Origin of the sequence: Streptomyces sp. NPDC060232 (genome assembly GCF_042726555.1) — a bacterium.
GTDB lineage: Bacteria > Actinomycetota > Actinomycetes > Streptomycetales > Streptomycetaceae > Streptomyces.
Genome location: NZ_JBHXAG010000002.1, coordinates 285,140 through 303,009 on the forward strand (window position 1 = coordinate 285,140; position 17,870 = coordinate 303,009).

Here is a 17,870-nt window from a genome sequence, read left to right on the forward strand (position 1 = left end):
CCACCCTGTGTCAGGATCTGGCCATGCACCGGATTGCCGTACTGGCCCTCGAAGGCGTCCCCCCGTTCGAGCTCGGCATCCCCTCCCGGGTCTTCGGCAACGCCCGCGACGAGGCGGGGAACAGGCTCTACGAGCTGACCGTCTGCACCGCGGACGGGCGGCCCGTGACCAGCGACGCGGGCTTCACCGTGGGCGTGGCGGCGGGCCCCGAGGCCCTCGCCGCGGCCGACACGGTGATCATCACACCCACGCACGCCATGGACGAGCTCGCGCAGGGAGCGCCCCTGCCGCGGGAGCTGGCCGACGCCCTCGCCGCGATCAGACCCGGCACCCGGCTGGTGTCCCTGTGCACGGGCTCGTACGTCCTCGCCGCCGCCGGGCTGCTCGACGGCCGGGCCGCCACCACGCACTGGCTGCACGCGCCCGAGTTCCAGCGCGGCTTCCCGCGCGTCCGGCTCGACGAGGAGGTCCTCTTCGTCGACGACGGCGACATCCTCACCTCGGCGGGCGTGGCCGCCGGCGTCGACCTGTGCCTCTACATGATCCGCCAGGACCACGGCACGGCCGTGGCCAACCGCGCCGCCCGGCTGTGCGTCGTACCGCCCTGGCGCGACGGCGGTCAGGCCCAGTACATCGACCGGCCGGTCCCCGAGCCCACCGCGGCCACCACCACCGCCACCCGCGCGTGGGCGCTGGAACGCCTCTGCGAACCGATCACGCTGGCCGAACTGGCCGCCCACGCCCGGATGAGCCTGCGCACCTTCACCCGGCGCTTCCGCGACGAGGTCGGCATGACCCCGGTGCAGTGGATCACCTCCCAGCGCCTTGAGATCGCACGCCACTTGCTGGAGTCCAGCGACCTGCCGGTCGACCTGGTCGCCCACCGGGCCGGCTTCGGTTCCGCCGGTTCCCTTCGCCAGCACATGCGGACGGCGCTCGGCGTCTCGCCCATCACCTACCGCCGCACCTTCCAGCCCGCCGCCACGGCATGACCCCGGAGGTAATCGCCACCGGAGCCGCCCGCTGCCAGGATCGGGTCAACGGCCCGCAGCGGCGGGCCGGTCGACAGGGGAGCAGACCATGACCGCGTACGCCATCGCCCACATACGCCCCGAGACGATGAACGAGGACATCCTCACGTACATCGAGACCATCCAGTCGACGATGGACCCCTTCGGGGGCCGCTTCCTCGTACACGGCAAGGAGCCCGAGGTCCTGGAGGGCCCCTTCCCCGGCACCGTCGTCGTCATCGGCTTCCCCGACATCGAACGGGCCCGCGCCTGGTACGCCTCCGACGCCTACCAGGCCATCCTCCCGCTGCGCACGAACCACATGGCGGGCGAGGCCTTCCTGGTCGAGGGCGTCCCGGCCGACTACGACGCCTCACAGACGGCCGCGGGCCTGCGCGCCGAAGCCGGCCTCTGACGGACAACCGGGCCACCTTCGTGAGCGCGGGCCCCGAGGGGCACACCCGCCACCGCTCCTCCCACGGCGCGGTGGCCCCCGCCGTGGAGCGGGCACACGCGGCGGCCGTCGGCACCTGACCTCGCCCTTCGGGCCGAGGGCACGCTCAGGGGTGCGAGCATGGGCGTCATGGCTACTCACCTGATCACCGGCGCCGGTTCCGGCATCGGCGCCGCCGTCGCGAACCGCCTGCACGCCCGCGGCGACGACCTCGTCCTCCTGGCCCGCGACGCCGCCCGCGGCAAGCAGCTCGTCGAGCGCTACCCCGGCTCCCGGGCGCTCGTGGGCGACCTCGCCGACCCCGACCGGCTTTCCTGGGCCTTCTCCCAGCAGGCGATCCCCGAGCGCATCGACTCGCTGCTGCACATCGCCGGAATCGTGGACCTCGGACCGGTGGGGGAGCTGCGCCCCAAGACCTGGCACCAGCAGCTCAACGTGAACCTGATCGCCCCCGCCGAGGTGACCCGGCTGCTGCTGCCCACCCTGCGCGCCTCCAAGGCCACCGTCGTCTTCGTGAACTCCGGCGCCGGCCTCACCGCCCACGCCGACTGGAGCGCGTACGCCGCCTCCAAGCACGGCCTGAAGGCCCTCGCCGACTCGCTGCGCGCCGAGGAGCGGGCCAACGGCATCCGCGTCACCTCCGTCTACCCGGGCCGCACCGCCAGCCCCATGCAGGCCAAGGTGCACTCCCAGGAAGGCAAGGAGTACGACCCCGCCGACTGGATCGACCCCGAGTCGGTGGCGACCACCATCGTCATGGCCGTCGACCTGCCCCGCGACGCCGAGGTCAACGACCTGACCGTCAGGCCCGGCCGATGAGCGCGGGCGCGACCGGCATCGGCTCGCTGCCCGGCGGCGACGCCCGCGAGGCCGCGAAGACCGCGACCGGCTCCTTCGAGGACTTCCCGTACCTTCCCGAGCTGCCCGCCCGCGGCCCCGGCGCGGACATGATCGGCCGCTCGGCCGGGCTGCTCGTCGACATGTACGCGCACGTGGAGCCCAGCGGCTGGCGGATCAGCGACCGGCCCGGCCGCGACACGCGCCGGGCCCGGTCCTGGCTCGGCGAGGACCTGGACGCCCTGGAGGAGTTCACCCAGGGCTACACCGGCAGGCTCAAGGTCCAGGCCGTCGGGCCGTGGACGCTGGCCGCCGCCCTGGAGCTGCACGGCGGCGAGGCGATGCTGCAGGACGCCGGCGCCTGCCGGGACCTGGCCGGATCGCTCGCCGAGGGCCTGCGCGAGCACCTGGCCGACGTGCGCAGGCGGATCCCCGGCGCCGAGATCGTGCTCCAGCTCGACGAGCCGTCCCTGACGGCCGTGCTGCTCGGACGGGTCCGCTCCGCGAGCGGCTACCGCACCTACCGCGCCGTGGACCGGCAGGTCGTCGAGGGCGCGCTGCGCGAGGTGTTCGCCGTCCACGACGGTGAGGTGATCGTCCACTCCTGCGCCCCGGAGGTCCCCTTCGGCCTGCTGCGGCGGGCCGGCGTCACGGGGGTGTCGTTCGATTTCTCGCTGCTCACGGAGCGCGAGGACGACGCCGTCGGGGAGGCCGTCGAAGGCGGTACGAAGCTGTTCGCCGGAGTGGTGCCGGGCACCGACGGCCCGTTGTCGGACCCGGGCGGTAGCGTCATGGGTGTCAGGAAGCTCTGGCGCAGGCTGGGGCTGGCCCCGGGGACTCTGGCGGAGTCCGTCGTGGTCACCCCCTCGTGCGGTCTGGCAGGTGCCTCGCCCGCCTACGCCCGCGCGGCGCAGGCGCATTGCGTCAGAGCGGCGAGGTCGCTCGCCGACAACCCTGAGTGACGGTCGAGACGGGCCACGGGAGGACACGGCATGGCAGCCGAACAGCAGGACACGGCAGTACCGGCAGCGGTGCGCGAACAGCACCAGCTGCTGGCCGAGCAGGTCGAGGAGCACCGCTTCCGGTACTACGTGAACGACCAGCCGGTCGTCAGCGACGCCGAGTTCGACCAGCTGCTGCGTTCTCTGGAGGCGCTGGAGGAGGAGTATGCGGAGCTGCGCACGCCCGACTCGCCCACCCAGAAGGTGGCCGGTGCCTACCAGACGGACTTCGCCTCCGTCGAGCACCGCGAGCGCATGCTCTCCCTCGACAACGCCTTCGACGACGAGGAACTGTCCGCCTGGGCCGAGCGGGTGGCCCGGGACACGGGCACCTCCGACTACCACTACCTGTGCGAACTGAAGGTGGACGGCCTCGCCGTCAACCTCACCTACGAGAACGGCCGCCTCACCCGGGCGGCCACCCGCGGCGACGGCCGCACCGGTGAGGACATCACGCCCAACGTCCGCACCATCGCCGACATCCCCGACCGCCTGTCCGGCGACCGGATCCCGGCCCTCGTCGAGATCCGCGGTGAGGTCTACTTCCCGATGGAGAAGTTCGAGGAGCTCAACGCGAGACTCGTCGCGGCGGAGGGCAAGCCCTTCGCCAACCCGCGCAACGCCGCGGCCGGTTCGCTGCGCCAGAAGGACCCGAAGGTCACGGCGAGCCGCCCGCTGCACATGGTCGTCCACGGCATCGGCGCCCGCGAGGGCTTCGAGATCGAGCGCCAGTCGCAGGCGTACGAGCTGCTGCGCGAGTGGGGCCTGCCCACCGCCCGGCACAACAAGGTGCTCTCCTCCCTGGCCGAGGTCCGGGCGTTCATCACGGAGTTCGGGGAGAACCGGCACTCGGTGGAGCACGAGATCGACGGCGTCGTCGTCAAGCTCGACGAGATCGCCCTGCAGGGGCGCCTCGGCTCCACCGCCCGCGCCCCGCGCTGGGCCATCGCCTGGAAGTACGCGCCCGAAGAGGTCAACACCAAGCTGATCGACATCAAGGTCGGCGTCGGGCGCACCGGCCGCGTCACCCCGTACGCGCAGGTGGAGCCGGTGACGGTGGCGGGCTCCGAGGTCGAGTTCGCCACCCTGCACAACCAGGAGGTCGTCAAGGCCAAGGGCGTGCTCATCGGGGACACCGTGGTCCTGCGCAAGGCGGGCGACGTCATCCCCGAGATCCTCGGGCCGGTGGTGGACCTGCGGGACGGCACCGAGCGGGAGTTCGAGATGCCGGCCGAATGCCCCGCCTGCGGGACCGCGCTGCGGCCCATGAAGGAGGGGGACATCGACGTCCGGTGCCCCAACGCCCAGACCTGCCCCGCCCAGTTGCGCGAGCGGCTCTTCTACCTGGCCGGCCGGCAGTCCCTGGACATCGAGAACTTCGGCATGGTCGCGGCCGCCGCACTCACCGGCCCGCTGGAGCCGGCGCAGCCGCCGCTGCTCGACGAGGGCGACCTCTTCGACCTGACCGTCGAGCAGCTGCTGCCCATCAAGGCGTACGTCCTGGACCAGGACAGCGGCCTGCCCAAGAGGGACCCGAAGACGGGCGAGGAGAAGATCGTCACGGTCTTCGCCAACCAGAAGGGCGAGCCGAAGAAGAACGCCCTGGCCATGCTGGAGAACATCGCCGCGGCCAAGGAGCGCCCGCTCGCCCGCATCATCAACGGCCTGTCCATCCGCCACGTCGGACCGGTCGCGGCCGAGGCGCTCGCCCGCGAGTTCCGGTCCATCGCGGCGATCGAGGCGGCGACCGAGGAGCAGCTGACCGCCACCGACGGGGTCGGCGCGATCATCGCCGCCTCCCTCAAGGAGTGGTTCGCGGTCGACTGGCACCAGGAGATCCTGCGCAAGTGGCGGGAGGCCGGGGTGCGGATGGAGGAGGAAGGTTCCGCCGAGGACGAGGGGCCGCGACCCCTGGAGGGCCTGACCGTCGTCGTCACCGGCACTTTGCAGAGCCACACGCGGGACGGCGCCAAGGAGGCCCTGCAGAGCCGCGGCGCCAAGGTGACCGGGTCCGTCTCGAAGAAGACCTCCTTCGTCGTGGTCGGCGACAACCCCGGCTCGAAGTACGACAAGGCCGTCCAGTTGAAGCTGCCCGTCCTCGACGACGCCGGCTTCGCCGTGCTGCTGGAGCAGGGCCCGGACGCGGCGCGCGAAGCCGCGCTCCCGGTGGACGGCGCCGCCGCGGGGGAGTAGTACCCACAGGGCAATTCCCGAGGGGGAGTAGCGAAGGCGAACGGATGCGTGGCGTGCGGCCGCACGGGCGGGCGCACGCCAGGCGCGGCGGACGGTGGTAAACGGCCGGTACAAGGCTGGTCGCAGGGCGGTGACCTGTCGGATCATCGGACGGGTGACAGGGGGCCCCGGTCCAAACTCACCCGTTCGGCGGATACCGTACTGATGAGGATGGCTGGGTCGCATTCGGGCAACCACTGCCGACCGCTGCCCCTGGGAGCCTCCCGCGTCCTACTGTTGAGGTGTGCGCCTGTCGTGCACGGCTGCGGGCTGCGATCGCGGCCGTGGTGGCACGACACCGGGGCCATCGCGTGACATCGGCATCGCCGGCTGTGAGAGGTACGGGCATGAAACCCACCGAAAGCGCCGACCCGTCACCTGAATTCGGCGGGGAAATCCCGCCCATGCGGGCAGGCAGGCTCGGCGTCCTGCGTGCCAGGACGCCGGAGACCCGACCGGTCGACACCGGTGAGGGCGGGCAGGGGCGGCGCGGCGTGCTGCCCTTCCTCGTCGTGGGTCTCGCGGTCGTGGTCCTCACCACCGGCGTCGCGTCCGCCCTGAGCAGCCGTCACGCCCTGTTCCCCGGCGGGCCGGTCGGCTGGGCGCTGGCCCTGCTCACCGGCATCATCGTCGGCCACCTGGTCGCCCTCGGCCGCGACCGCTGGTGGGGCGGCACCGGATCCGGCGCCGCCCTCACCCTCGGCGTCCTCATCCTCTACGGCTGGGTGCCCGCCGGACTGGTCTCACTGGCCGTGGTCTCCCTGGTCGGCGCCGCACGCCGGCACCGCTGGCGGCAGGGACTGCTCCACGGCTCCGTCGACATCCTCGGCATCGGCGCCGGGGCCCTCGTCCTCGCCGCCTTCGGCGAGACGCCCTCCGTCGAAACCCCCTGGCCGCCCACCACCTGGGGGCTGGACGCCGTACCCGAGATCGCCCTGGTCGCCGTCGCCTACCTGGTGGCCACCCGCCTCCTGCTCTGGATCGCCCTGGCCCCGCGCGGCGGCGGGCTGCCCACCGTGGCCCGGACCGCCCTGCTCCGACAGGCGTTAGTCGCGGTCGCACTGCTCGGCATCGCCCCCCTCATCTGTGTCGTCGCGGTCAGCCAGCCGGTGCTGCTGCCGCTGTTCGCCGTACCGCTCATCGCGCTGGACTCCACCCTCTGGATCGCCCGGGCGCGCGCCGAGGAGCAGCTGCGGGACCCCCTGACCGGGCTGCCCAACCGGCAGTGGCTGCTGGAGCGGGCCTGGTCCGCCCTGGACGAGGCCGAACGCCTGGGCACCCGGGCGGCCCTCGTGCTGATCGACCTGGACCGCTTCCGGGCCGTCAACGACACCCTGGGCCACCTGGCGGGCGACCGGCTGCTCCTCCAGATCGCCGACCGGCTGCGCCAGGCCCTGCCCGACGAGGCGGAGGCCGCCCGGCTCGGCGGCGACGAGTTCGCCGTGCTGCTCCCCGTCACCGACTCCACCACCAGCGCCCAGCGCGTCGCCCGCCACCTGGTCGCCGAGCTCAGCTCCCCCCTCGACCTGGACGGCCTCACGCTCGTCCTGGAGGCCAGCGCCGGCCTCGCCGTCTTCCCCGACCACGCGCTGGACGCGGAGGGACTGCTGCGCCGCGCGGACGTGGCGATGTACCAGGCCAAGCGGGACCGCACGGGCGTGGAGGTGTACGAGTCCAAGCGCGACAGCAACACCCCCGACCGCCTGGGCCTCCTCGGCGACCTCCGCCGAGCCCTCGACGCGGGCGAAGTGGAACTGCACTACCAGCCGAAGGTCCGCTTCGACGGTCAGGTCGCAGGACTCGAAGCACTGGTCCGATGGGTCCACCCGGAACGCGGGCGGGTGCCTCCGGACGAGTTCATCGCGATCGCCGAGACCTCCGGGCTGATGCCGCACCTGACGGAGTACGTGCTGGAGACCGCCCTGGCCCAGGTGGCCCGCTGGCGGGCGCAGGGCCTGAAGGTCCCGGTCGCCGTCAACGTCTCCCCGCGCGACGTCCACACCCCCGGCTTCGCCGGCGCGGTGGCCGCCCGGCTGGCCCGCCACGGGGTCCCGGCCAGCGGCCTGCAGCTGGAGATAACGGAACACGTCCTGCTGGAGGACCCCCAGCGAGCTGCGGACACCATGGCCGGCCTGACGGGGCACGGCGTGAAGATGTCCCTGGACGACTTCGGCACCGGCTACTCCTCACTCGTCCACCTGCGCCGCCTGCCGGTCAGCGAGCTGAAGATCGACCGCTCGTTCGTGGGCCGGCTGGCCGTCGACACGCAGGACGCGGAGATCGTCCGCTGCACCGTGGACCTCGCGCACTCGCTCGGCCTGCTCGTCGTGGCGGAGGGCGTCGAGGACGACGAGACCTGGGAGCGGCTGCGGGACCTGGGCTGCGACGCCGTGCAGGGATGGCTGGTGGCCGCCGCGATGCCGCCGCAGGAGGCCACGGCCTGGCTGCTGGCCCGCGGTGAGCGCGGCTGGCGCCGCCCCGCGGACATCACGGCGGAACTGGCGGCGGCCGAGGCCGACGCGGTCTGACTGGCGCCGCCCCGGTGGCGCCAGCCGCGGACGCGGCGCCGCCACCGGGGCTCCGCCGCAGACCGCGCGCATCGAAATCCCCCAGCCACCGCAGGGAGGGTCCCGGGCGGGGCCGGGTCCGGCCGGTACCGCAGGTCGGGTGGCTGGATCGCCGCGCAGCGTCAGTTCCAGCCCCGCCGGCGTTCGAGGCACGGGGGTGCGGGGCGGAGCCCCGGATCCTTCGGCCTCGCCGGCGATCGAGGCGCGGGCTCGGGCGGCGCCCGCCGACCCCGCGCGGCGGCCCGGGCCAAACCGTTTCGCAGGCCGAGCGCCCGGACCCATAGGATTGGGTCCGAAACGAAACATCCACCCACCCCCAGAGGATCGCTGCATGCCTGGCATTACGCGCGAGGAGGTCGTCCACCTCGCACGGCTGGCGCGCCTTGAGCTGTCCAGCAACGAGCTGGATCACTTCGCCGGACAGCTCGACGACATCATCGGCGCGGTCGCCCGTGTCTCCGAGGTCGCCGACCAAGACGTCCCGCCGACCTCCCACCCGCTGCCGCTGACCAACGTCATGCGCGCGGACGAGGTCCGTCCGTCGCTCACCCCCGAGCAGGCGCTCTCCGGTGCTCCCGCCCAGGAGCAGCAGCGTTTCAAGGTGCCGCAGATCCTGGGGGAGGACTAACAGCCATGGTCGACATCATCAAGCTCACGGCCGCCGAGACCGCCGAGAAGATCGCCTCCGGCGAGCTCACGGCCGTCCAGGTGACCGAGGCCCACCTGGCCCGCATCGACGCCACCGACGAGAAGGTCCACGCCTTCCTGTACGTGGACCGCGAAGGCGCGCTCGCCCAGGCCCGCGCCGTCGACGCCAAGCGGGAGGCCGGCGAGAAGCTCGGCCCGCTGGCCGGCGTGCCCCTCGCCCTCAAGGACATCTTCACCACCGTCGGGGTCCCGACCACCGTCGGATCGAAGATCCTCGAAGGCTGGATCCCGCCCTACGACGCCACCCTGACGCGCAAGCTGAAGGAAGCCGACGTCGTCATCCTCGGCAAGACCAACATGGACGAGTTCGCCATGGGGTCCTCCACCGAGAACAGCGCCTACGGCCCCACCGGCAACCCCTGGGACCTCACCCGCATCCCCGGCGGCTCCGGCGGCGGCTCCGCGGCGGCCCTCGCCGCCTTCCAGGCCCCGCTCGCCATCGGCACGGACACCGGCGGCTCCATCCGCCAGCCCGCCGCCGTCACCGGCACGGTCGGCGTGAAGCCCACCTACGGCGGCGTCTCCCGCTACGGCATGGTCGCCTTCTCCTCCTCCCTCGACCAGGGCGGTCCCTGCGCCCGCACGGTCCTGGACGCGGCCCTGCTGCACGAGGTGATCGCCGGGCACGACCCGCTCGACTCGACCTCCATCGACGCCCCGGTCCCGCCGGTCGTCGAGGCCGCCCGCAACGGCTCGGTCGCCGGCCTGCGCGTCGGTGTGGTCAAGCAGTTCGCCGGCGAGGGCTACCAGGCCGGCGTCGTCCAGCGCTTCAACGAGTCGGTGGAGCTCCTGGGCGAGCTCGGCGCCGAGATCGTCGAGCTGGACTGCCCGTCCTTCGACCTCGCGATGGCCGCCTACTACCTGATCGCGCCCTCCGAGTGCTCCTCCAACCTGGCCCGCTTCGACGCCATGCGCTACGGCCTGCGCGTCGGTGACGACGGCACCAGGTCCGCCGAGGACGTCACCGCCCTGACCCGCGAAGCCGGCTTCGGCGACGAGGTCAAGCGCCGCATCATCCTCGGTACGTACGCGCTCAGCTCCGGCTACTACGACGCGTACTACGGCTCCGCCCAGAAGGTCCGCACGCTCATCTCGAAGGACTTCGAGAAGTCCTTCGAGCAGGTCGACGTGATCGTCTCCCCGACGACCCCGACCACCGCCTTCCCCATCGGCGAGCGCACCGACGACCCGCTCGCCATGTACCTCGCGGACCTGTGCACCATCCCGACCAACCTGGCCGGCAACTCCGCCATGTCGCTCCCCTGCGGCCTGGCACCGGAGGACGGCCTCCCGGTCGGGCTGCAGATCATCGCCCCCGCCATGAAGGACGACCGCCTCTACAAGGTCGGTGCGGCAGTCGAGGCCGCCTTCGTCGCGCGCTGGGGTCACCCGCTGCTTGAGGAGGCACCGTCGCTGTGAGCACCAGTGCACTGTCCAAGGCCAAGGGCTTCAAGAAGTCCAAGACCGGCACCTACCTGTCGATCGGCACCACCGCGTTCGGCGCGATCAGCGTGTTCAAGCAGGTCAAGAAGGCCCGCAGCGAGCACGACATGCTGAAGCTGGTCGACGCCGCCGTGTCCGCCGCCGCCATCGTCACCGGCCTCGCGATCCTGTACCGCGAGCTCAAGCGCCTGGGCGACGACGACGTCCTGCTGGGCTGAGAGGGAAAGTTTCACCGTGACCACCTTCACCGAACTGCTGTCGTACGAGGACGCCCTGGCGTCGTACGACCCCGTCATGGGCCTTGAGGTCCATGTCGAGCTCGGCACCAGGACCAAGATGTTCTGCGGCTGCTCCACCGAGCTGGGCGCCGAGCCCAACTCGCAGACCTGCCCCACCTGCCTCGGCCTGCCCGGCTCCCTCCCGGTCGTCAACGCGATCGGCGTCGAGTCCGCCGTCAAGATCGGTCTCGCGCTGAACTGCGAGATCGCCGAGTGGTGCCGCTTCGCCCGGAAGAACTACTTCTATCCGGACATGCCGAAGAACTTCCAGACCTCCCAGTACGACGAGCCCATCGCCTTCAACGGCTACCTGGACGTCCAGCTGGAGGACGGCGAGATCTTCCGCGTGGAGATCGAGCGCGCCCACATGGAGGAGGACACCGGCAAGTCGCTGCACGTCGGCGGAGCCACCGGCCGTATCCACGGCGCGTCCCACTCCCTGCTGGACTACAACCGCGCCGGCATTCCGCTCATCGAGATCGTCACCAAGCCCATCGAGGGCGCGGGCGCGCGGGCCCCCGAGGTCGCCAAGGCGTACGTCGCCGAGCTGCGCGAGGTCATCAAGGCGCTCGGCGTCTCCGATGCCCGCATGGACAAGGGCCAGATGCGCTGCGACGTGAACCTGTCGCTGCGCCCCACCCCCGAGTCCGAGTTCGGCACCCGCAGCGAGACCAAGAACGTCAACTCGCTGCGCTCCGTCGAGCGCGCTGCCCGCTTCGAGATCCAGCGCCACGCGGCGGTGCTCTCGTCGGGCGGGTCGATCGTGCAGGAGACCCGGCACTTCCACGAGGAGGACGGCTCCACCACGGCCGGCCGCATCAAGGACAACGCCGAGGACTACCGGTACTTCCCGGAGCCCGACCTGGTCCCCGTCGCCCCGGCCCGTGAGTGGGTCGAGGAGCTTCGCGGCGGTCTGCCCGAGATGCCGCGCGTGCGCCGCAACCGCCTCCGCGAGGAATGGGGCGTCAGCGAGCACGACATGCAGTCGATCCTCAACGCGGGCGCGGTGGACTCCATCGTCGCCACCATCGAGGAGGGCGCCGACTCGGCCGCCGCCCGCAAGTGGTGGATGGGCGAGCTGGCCCGCAACGCCAACGAGCAGGGTGTCGTCGTCGACGAGCTGCCGATCACCCCGGCGCAGGTCGCGCGCGTCGCGGCCCTGGTCGCGGCGGGTGACCTCAACGACAAGCTGGCCCGCCAGGTCATCGAGGGCGTCCTCGCCGGCGAGGGCACCCCGGACGAGGTCGTCGAGAAGCGCGGCCTGAAGGTCGTCTCGGACGAGGGCGCGCTCGGCGCGGCCGTCGACGAGGCCATCGCGGGCAACGCGGCCATCGCCGACAAGATCCGCGGCGGCAAGATCGCCGCGGTCGGTGCCCTGGTCGGCGCGGTCATGAAGACCACCCGCGGCCAGGCCGACGCGGCGCGCGTCAAGGAGCTCATCCTGGAGCGCCTGGGCGTCTCCGAGGGCTGAACCCCTTAGGCCTGTTCGCCTGTTCGCCTGTTTGTCTGAACGCCCCGAGGCCCCGCACCGGCTGGTGCGGGGCCTCGGGGCGTAGACCTCCACCGCGACGCCCGGCACCTCGGGGTGTGGGTGTCGGACCGGGCGAGGGTGTCAGCGTTTGAGGACGGGGGCCGCCAGGACGGCGTTGCCGCGGCCCTTGCAACCCTCCTCCACCTTGATGCGCAGCCGCAGGGCGCCCTTGATGTCCAGGGACTTGGTGACCGGCTTGCCCAGGTGGACCAGCTCGGAGAACGTCGCGGGCTTGTCGTCCACCGAGATGGTCAGCCGCGCCTGTTCCACGGTCGAGCCGTCGTCGATCCCGGCGGTGAACTCCAGCGTGGACCACGCCCGGTTGACGTCGTACTCGATGGCCGCACCGTAATAGCAGCTGCCGAGCAGCGCCGCCCCGTACTCCGTGGTGTTCAGCTTGGCGGAGCCGACCTCGAAGTTGTCGACGTTCCCGACCGAGGCCAGCACGGTCAGGTCGGCGACGTTGCTGTCCTTGACCGCCCCCGGGGCGTGCGGGCTGGAGGAGCCCTCCGGGCTCGCGGAGGCCTCGGGCGGGGACTCGCCGGTCGCCTGGGGTGGCGACGGGGTGGGTGACGCGGGGGCCGTGGCCGCCGGGGGGCCGTCCCCGCCGGCCTTGCCGTCCTTGGCGGCGGCGGCCTTGTCCTTGTCCCCCAGGAGCTGTACGCCGGCCACCGCGAGCACGGCCAGGACCACCACGGCGGCCGCCGAGCCCAGGACCACCGCGGTCCGCTTCTTCTTCGCCTTCCCGGCGGGCGGCGGCTCCGGGGTGGTCGCGGTTCCCGGGATGCCGGGGCTCGGGTGGTACGCCGCCGGGCCGTAGCCGGCGGGTACCGCGTCGGGAACGGCGGCGGGCGGCGGCGCGGCCGGTGCGGGCGCCGCGGCCGGGGCCGGGTCGGGCGCCGGTGCTGTCGCCGTCACCGGTGCTGTCGCCGTCGCCGGCGCGGTCGCCCCATACGGCGGCGGTGGGGACGGAGCCTCGGCGGGCCGGGCCGGCAGTGCGGCCGGCTGGGGCGGCACGACGGGCGGCGGAGGCGCCTCGGGCTTCGGCGGAGAGTCCTGCGGGCCCCGCTGCGAGGTCGAGGACGTCGTCGTGGACACCACCGCGCGGCGCAGGTCCTTCATCCACCCGGCCAGGTTCACCGGCCGCCGGGAGGGATCCTCCGCGTAGAGGGCGGTGATCCGGGACCGCTGCTCGGCGTCCAGTACCGCGATCTGCGGCAGCTCGGCCATCGCCCGTGCCAGCTGCTGCGGAGAGGCGGGCGGCGACTCCCCGCTGAGCAGGAAGTACGCGATCGCCCCGAAGGCGTACCGGTCGGTGCCCGGCGTCCGCTTGCCCTCGAACACCTCGGGCGCCGCGTAGCCCGGGGTGAACCACACTTCCGCCGTCTGGTGGTCGGCGGTCAGCTTGCTGAGGCCGAAGTCCACCAGCGTGGCCTGGCCGTGCGCGTCGACCATCACGTTGCCGGGGGAGAGGTCGCCGTGGACGACCTGGCGCCCGGAGGGCGTGGCCTTCCCCGAGTGCAGCCAGTCCAGCACCTCGGCCAGCTGTTCCAGGGTCCGCATGACCTCACGCCGCTCGGCGGCGGTGGTCAGGGTGCGCTCGGCCCGCCAGTCCCGCAGGTCGAGCCCGTCGATGTGGTTCATGACGAGGACGAGCGCCCGCCCGGTCAGGGTGGACGACTCCCCGGGCCGGTGGATCGGCGGTCCCTCGAAGTGCTCCCGCACTCCCACGACGCCGGGGCGGTGGACGAATCTCAGCAGTTCGGCCTGCTCGTTCCACTTCTGGCTGATGCGGTCGAAGACCTCGGGCGTGATGGTCGTCTTGGAGTCGAGCACCTTGACGACCACGGGCTCCGACCCGCCCGCGAGTTCGATCTCCGCGAGGTAGAGCACGGCCTCCCCGCCGCGCCCGATCGACCTGAGCAGGCGATAGCGGTCCGCTGCCGCGTCCGGACCGATGTGCAGATTCTGGCTGGTCAATTTCCCCCCAGCGCCGGGTTGGTGAAGGACCATCAGTCTTTCGTGACCGGAATCACGTGGTCAATCGGAACGGTCGGTTTGCCCGGCCGAGCTGCCGCCCACCGGGCCGGCCTGTTTGTGTAGCGCCCGCTAAAGAAAATGTGTACGGTTCATCCGCAACGACCGCTACGGAAAAGTCGGTTCCGCCATGCCCGTCGCCGAGCCGACCGCCGCCCCCTACGCCCGCACCGTCCGCACCGGAGCGGCGGCCCCGGGCTGCTGCTCGCCCACGGGGCGGGGGGCTCCGTCGAGACCAACTTCGGCACGGTCCTGGACGTGTTGGCCGCCCGCTTCAGCGTGGTCGGCGTCGACTATCCCGGAACCGGGGGCACTCCCCGCGCCGACGAGCCGCTCCGGCTGGACGAGCTGGCCGACCAGCTGGTGGCCGCCGCCGACGCGGAGGGGCTGGAGAGGTTCGCCGTACTCGGCTACCCGCTCGGCGGGAACGTCGCCGTCCGGATCGCCTCCCGGCACCCGGAGCGGGTCACCGCACTCGTGCTCACCGCCGCCTTCGCCCGGGCCGACAACCGGCTTGAGCTGGTCGGCGGGCTGTGGAGGCGGCTCGCCGAGCGCGACGAGCGGGAGGCGATGGCCTCGCTGCTGGTGCCCCTCGCGGTGAACCCGGCGGTCCTGGAGGACCTCACCCCCGCCCAGGTGGACCAACTGGTGCGGGAGACCGCCGCGTCCATGCCGCCCGGCGCCGCGGACCACGTCGCGCTGCTCGAAGGCGCGGACCTGCGGGCCGAGATCGCGACGCTCGACGTACCGTCCCTCGTCATCGCGACCACCGAGGACCACCTGGTGCCGCTCCCGCTCCAGCGGGAGCTGGCGGACGCGCTGCCGGGCGCCCGGCTGGCGGAACTGCCCACCGGGCACCTTCCGTTCGCCGAGCGTCCGGCCGAATGGGCGGCGCTGGTCAGCGGCTTCCTGCGGGCGACGACGCCGGAGCGCTGAGGAAGGCGAGGCGGGCCGGCTTCGCCGGGAGGTAGACCTCCGGCAGGTCGACCTCGGGGAGCACGACCTCCGGGCCGAGCACGAACCCGGTGCGCTCCAGCCGTGCGATGGCCTTGGCGTTGCGGGCGTCCGGCTCGGCGACCAGGCGCCGGGCGGCCGGGTCGGAGAACACGAAGGAGAGGAAGGCTGTCATCAGCGCCGCGCTGAAGCCGGTCCTGGGCGCGCCCTCGCCGGGGGCGATGAGCAGGTGCAGGCCGACATCGCCGGGCTGGACGTCGTAGCACTCGCTGACCCGGTCCGCCTCGCACTCGTACGTCTGGAACAGCGCGACCGGGGCGCCCTCCAGGGCCACGATGAAGGCGTGGTGGGTGGTGCGGCGGTCGACGTCCTCGTAGATCTCCCGGACCAGTTCCAGACCGGCCTCGCCCATGCCCCAGAAGCGGGCCCGCTCCTGGGTGACCCAGCCGTGGATCAGTCCGGCGTCGGCGGCCGGGTCGACCGGGGTGACGGTGACGGTGCCGAAACCGTCGACGAGGTGGCTGTGGACGGGCTGCCTGGGGGAGGGGGACGCGGCGGAGGGGGACATGGCGGAGGTCATATCGATTCCTTGGTGAGCCGGGCCCAGTCGGTGACGACGGGGACGAGTTCGCAGCGTGCCCACAGCGGGAGCTGGTCGCGGTGGTGGGGGGTTCCCGTGACGCCGTCCGCGCCCAGCGGGACCGCCCAGAGGCTGTCCTCGCGGCGGGCCAGGTCCCAGACGTAGCGCGCGGCCGACGCGCGGGCGGTGAGGTCGGTGAAACCGGGCACGGAGGAGGTGGCGTTCACGCAGTCGTGGTCGCCGCCGAGGCCGGGCCACTCGGGGGCGTCCGGGTCGGGAACCGCCTGCCAGGGGGTCAGGCGGTGGACCTCCGCCCACGGGGTGCCGGTGTCGGCGGAGTCCGCCGCGGCGGTCTCCTCCAGGGCGGCGCGGACATGCGCGGCGCGGTCCAGCTCCGGTACGAGGGACGTGGTGAGCAGGCCTTCGAGCGCGTAACCGATCTTGGGAACCAGGTACAGCCACGGGTGGAACACCGCCGGTCCGGCCGGCGCCCCCGCCAGGTCCGCGAAGACGGGGTCGGCGGCGAGGCGCCGTACGGTCGCGGTCCGCAAGGCCGCGAAGGCGGTGGCGTCGGTGCTCTCGGCCTCCATCCGCCGGTCCCAGGCCAGCAGCCGGGTGCGCAGCTCCCGCGCCGCCGGCGTCAGGTCCTCGAAGCCGGGCAGCAGGGCGAGCAGCGGCTCGGCCGAGGCCAGGTAGGTGTCCCGGTGTACGTCGGCCATCGCCTTCGGGGACCAGTCCCCGGAGCCGCTGAGCAGCTCGCGGATGCGGTCGGCGCGGTGCGGGGGCGCGAACTCCACGCCGAGCGGGGAGGCGATGCCGCGCGCGTTCGCCATCACGGCGAAGCCCTGCACCGGCTCGGCGGGGGTCGGTGCCCAGCCCTGCCAGGCGTGCTCGGGGTCCCACGCGGGTACGGGGCGCAGCCGGTTGGCGGGGTGGCGCAGCGGTACGGCGCCCGCGACGCGGTGCAGCAGACCGCCCTCGGTGTCGGCGGCGTGGACGACGTTGACCGGCTCGGCCCAGCCGTCGAGGGCGCGGTCGATGTCGGCGACGGTACGGGCGCGCAGCAGGGCGGGCAGGGCGGCGAAGCCGAGGTCGCGCCGGACGCGGGGCGGGTAGCGCAGGGAGAGGGTCTGCGTGCCGCCGCCGGCGCCGGATTCCGCGCCGGGGTCGCCGTCCGCGTGCACGATCACCGGGCCGCGGGGAGTCTCCAGGACCTCCACCTCGACATCGTCGCCGCCCGCCACGGTGATGGTCTCCGTGTGGCGTGCGACGCGCTCCCAGACACCGTCCGGGCCGAGCGCCTCGACGACGGTGCCCCCGCCCTCGCCCTCTCCCCCGCCCTCGCCCTCGACCCGGCGCAGTCGCTCGACGTACAGGTCCTGGTAGTCGGACATCGCGTTGGTGATGGCCCAGGCGGCGGAGCCGGTGTGCCCGAAGTGGGCGAGGCCGGGCACGCCGGGGACGGCGAGACCCAGGACGTCGTAGTCCGGGCAGGACAGGCGGATCTGCTGGTAGACGCCCGGGTCCTCGATGAACCGGTGCGGGTCGCCCGCGATGATCGCCGCACCGGTGGTGGTGCGGTCGCCCGGGACCATCCAGCCGTTGCTGCCGGCGATGCGGGGGCCGTCGGTGGCGAAGAGGGTGAGCGTCTCGTCGCCGAGGGCGCGGGCCACGCGCTCGCGCCACAGTTTGGTCGGGAAGCCGGCGAACAGGATGTGCGTCGCGATCCAGATCGCCAGCGGCACCCACGGCTCCCAGGGGGAGGGCGCCAGAGCGGTGCGGGCGAAACGCTCGTCGCGGGCGGCGCCGGCGGCCAGGCCCGCGTTGACGCCGTCGACGTAGGCGCGTACCCAGGCGGCGGTCGCGGGGTCGTCCGCCTCCATGGCCTCGTAGCAGAGGCGGGCGGTGTCGGCGAGGCGGCTCTGGCGGGCGAAACGGTCCCAGACGACGGAGTCCGGGCCGAGGAAGGAGGCGCTGGAGCCCTCGGCACGGTGCCGTTCCACCTCCAGCTGCCAGGCTCGGTCGAAGGCCGTGACCCGGCCCTGGGCGTGGGCGAGCCCGAGTTCGTCCGAAGCGCGCAGGTGGGGGATGCCCCAGGGGTCGCGGAAGACGTCGTAGGATTCCGGGATCTGCCCGTGGGGCCCGCCCCGGGCGCCCGTGTTCGACTCCGGGTCGCTTCCGCTGCTCACACTGCTCACGCTGATCTCTTCCCCGATGTGCATTTAGGTTAGGCTGCCC

General features: G+C 72.9%; 14 protein-coding genes. 11 read left to right on the plus strand and 3 right to left on the minus strand.

What is annotated here, in order from left to right; genetic code table 11:
- Nucleotides 1–23 precede the first annotated feature (23 nt).
- The 10 genes from ACFWFZ_RS05065 to gatB all read left to right on the plus strand — a co-directional run bounded on the left by ACFWFZ_RS05065 (nucleotide 24) and on the right by gatB (nucleotide 12,001).
- Nucleotides 24–992: a GlxA family transcriptional regulator gene (locus ACFWFZ_RS05065; protein ID WP_387116793.1), complete on the plus strand. Its 969-nt coding sequence runs from the start codon at nucleotides 24–26 to the stop codon at nucleotides 990–992.
- An 88-nt stretch (nucleotides 993–1,080) separates the two neighbouring features.
- On the plus strand, nucleotides 1,081–1,425 hold the full coding sequence (locus ACFWFZ_RS05070) for a DUF1330 domain-containing protein (protein WP_387116796.1): 345 nt from the start codon (nucleotides 1,081–1,083) through the stop codon (nucleotides 1,423–1,425).
- Between the two features lie 168 nt (nucleotides 1,426–1,593).
- On the plus strand, nucleotides 1,594–2,283 hold the full coding sequence (locus tag ACFWFZ_RS05075) for an SDR family oxidoreductase (protein ID WP_387116798.1): 690 nt from the start codon (nucleotides 1,594–1,596) through the stop codon (nucleotides 2,281–2,283).
- The gene (locus tag ACFWFZ_RS05080) at nucleotides 2,280–3,263 is read left to right on the plus strand and encodes a methionine synthase (RefSeq protein ID WP_387116801.1); all 984 of its coding nucleotides are present in this window, start codon (nucleotides 2,280–2,282) and stop codon (nucleotides 3,261–3,263) included. The genes ACFWFZ_RS05075 and ACFWFZ_RS05080 overlap by 4 nt, the downstream gene beginning before the upstream one ends.
- A 30-nt stretch (nucleotides 3,264–3,293) precedes the next feature.
- Nucleotides 3,294–5,495 (plus strand): NAD-dependent DNA ligase LigA, encoded by a 2,202-nt coding sequence (gene ligA / locus ACFWFZ_RS05085; RefSeq protein WP_387116804.1) that lies wholly within the window; start codon nucleotides 3,294–3,296, stop codon nucleotides 5,493–5,495.
- A 386-nt stretch (nucleotides 5,496–5,881) separates the two neighbouring features.
- Complete coding sequence (locus ACFWFZ_RS05090; protein ID WP_387116807.1) at nucleotides 5,882–8,062, plus strand: putative bifunctional diguanylate cyclase/phosphodiesterase; 2,181 nt, start codon at nucleotides 5,882–5,884, stop codon at nucleotides 8,060–8,062.
- 370 nt (nucleotides 8,063–8,432) lie between these two features.
- Nucleotides 8,433–8,729 carry an Asp-tRNA(Asn)/Glu-tRNA(Gln) amidotransferase subunit GatC gene (gene gatC, locus ACFWFZ_RS05095; RefSeq protein WP_030030671.1) on the plus strand — a complete coding sequence of 99 codons (297 nt, stop codon included), beginning with the start codon at nucleotides 8,433–8,435 and terminating at the stop codon, nucleotides 8,727–8,729.
- 5 nt (nucleotides 8,730–8,734) lie between these two features.
- Nucleotides 8,735–10,228, plus strand: a complete 1,494-nt coding sequence (gene gatA, locus ACFWFZ_RS05100) for an Asp-tRNA(Asn)/Glu-tRNA(Gln) amidotransferase subunit GatA (RefSeq protein ID WP_387116811.1) — start codon at nucleotides 8,735–8,737, stop codon at nucleotides 10,226–10,228.
- Complete coding sequence (locus ACFWFZ_RS05105) at nucleotides 10,225–10,470, plus strand: hypothetical protein (RefSeq protein WP_030030669.1); 246 nt, start codon at nucleotides 10,225–10,227, stop codon at nucleotides 10,468–10,470. The genes gatA and ACFWFZ_RS05105 overlap by 4 nt, the downstream gene beginning before the upstream one ends.
- 16 nt (nucleotides 10,471–10,486) lie before the next feature.
- A complete protein-coding gene (gatB, locus tag ACFWFZ_RS05110) occupies nucleotides 10,487–12,001 on the plus strand; it encodes an Asp-tRNA(Asn)/Glu-tRNA(Gln) amidotransferase subunit GatB (RefSeq protein WP_387116814.1) in 1,515 nt (504 codons plus the stop codon).
- A 141-nt stretch (nucleotides 12,002–12,142) separates the two neighbouring features.
- Here gatB and ACFWFZ_RS05115 read toward each other — a convergent pair whose 3' ends face one another.
- Entirely contained in the window at nucleotides 12,143–14,041 is a 1,899-nt protein-coding gene (locus tag ACFWFZ_RS05115; protein WP_387116817.1) for a protein kinase, read from the minus strand.
- A gap of 315 nt (nucleotides 14,042–14,356) precedes the next feature.
- Here ACFWFZ_RS05115 and ACFWFZ_RS05120 point away from each other — a divergent pair, with 315 nt between their 5' ends.
- Nucleotides 14,357–15,034 carry an alpha/beta fold hydrolase gene (locus ACFWFZ_RS05120; RefSeq protein WP_387116820.1) on the plus strand — a complete coding sequence of 226 codons (678 nt, stop codon included), beginning with the start codon at nucleotides 14,357–14,359 and terminating at the stop codon, nucleotides 15,032–15,034.
- On the opposite strand, the gene ACFWFZ_RS05125 is transcribed toward ACFWFZ_RS05120, so the two are convergent.
- Together ACFWFZ_RS05125 and ACFWFZ_RS05130 are read right to left on the minus strand one after the other, a co-directional pair.
- Nucleotides 14,997–15,632: a GNAT family N-acetyltransferase gene (locus ACFWFZ_RS05125; protein ID WP_387116823.1), complete on the minus strand. Its 636-nt coding sequence runs from the start codon at nucleotides 15,630–15,632 to the stop codon at nucleotides 14,997–14,999. The genes ACFWFZ_RS05120 and ACFWFZ_RS05125 overlap by 38 nt on opposite strands.
- Nucleotides 15,629–17,854: a penicillin acylase family protein gene (locus ACFWFZ_RS05130; protein WP_387116826.1), complete on the minus strand. Its 2,226-nt coding sequence runs from the start codon at nucleotides 17,852–17,854 to the stop codon at nucleotides 15,629–15,631. Before ACFWFZ_RS05130 ends, ACFWFZ_RS05125 begins: the two co-directional genes overlap by 4 nt.
- Nucleotides 17,855–17,870 lie beyond the last annotated feature (16 nt).

Coding starts and splice junctions, on each gene's coding strand:
- ACFWFZ_RS05065 (WP_387116793.1), top strand. CDS start 24: ATGCACCGGATTGCCGTACTGGCCCTCGAAGGCGTCCCCCCGTTCGAG.
- gatC (WP_030030671.1), top strand. CDS start 8,433: ATGCCTGGCATTACGCGCGAGGAGGTCGTCCACCTCGCACGGCTGGCG.
- gatA (WP_387116811.1), top strand. CDS start 8,735: ATGGTCGACATCATCAAGCTCACGGCCGCCGAGACCGCCGAGAAGATC.
- ACFWFZ_RS05130 (WP_387116826.1), bottom strand. CDS start 17,854: ATGCACATCGGGGAAGAGATCAGCGTGAGCAGTGTGAGCAGCGGAAGC.
- ligA (WP_387116804.1), top strand. CDS start 3,294: ATGGCAGCCGAACAGCAGGACACGGCAGTACCGGCAGCGGTGCGCGAA.
- ACFWFZ_RS05080 (WP_387116801.1), top strand. CDS start 2,280: ATGAGCGCGGGCGCGACCGGCATCGGCTCGCTGCCCGGCGGCGACGCC.
- ACFWFZ_RS05125 (WP_387116823.1), bottom strand. CDS start 15,632: ATGACCTCCGCCATGTCCCCCTCCGCCGCGTCCCCCTCCCCCAGGCAG.
- ACFWFZ_RS05090 (WP_387116807.1), top strand. CDS start 5,882: ATGAAACCCACCGAAAGCGCCGACCCGTCACCTGAATTCGGCGGGGAA.
- ACFWFZ_RS05070 (WP_387116796.1), top strand. CDS start 1,081: ATGACCGCGTACGCCATCGCCCACATACGCCCCGAGACGATGAACGAG.
- ACFWFZ_RS05075 (WP_387116798.1), top strand. CDS start 1,594: ATGGCTACTCACCTGATCACCGGCGCCGGTTCCGGCATCGGCGCCGCC.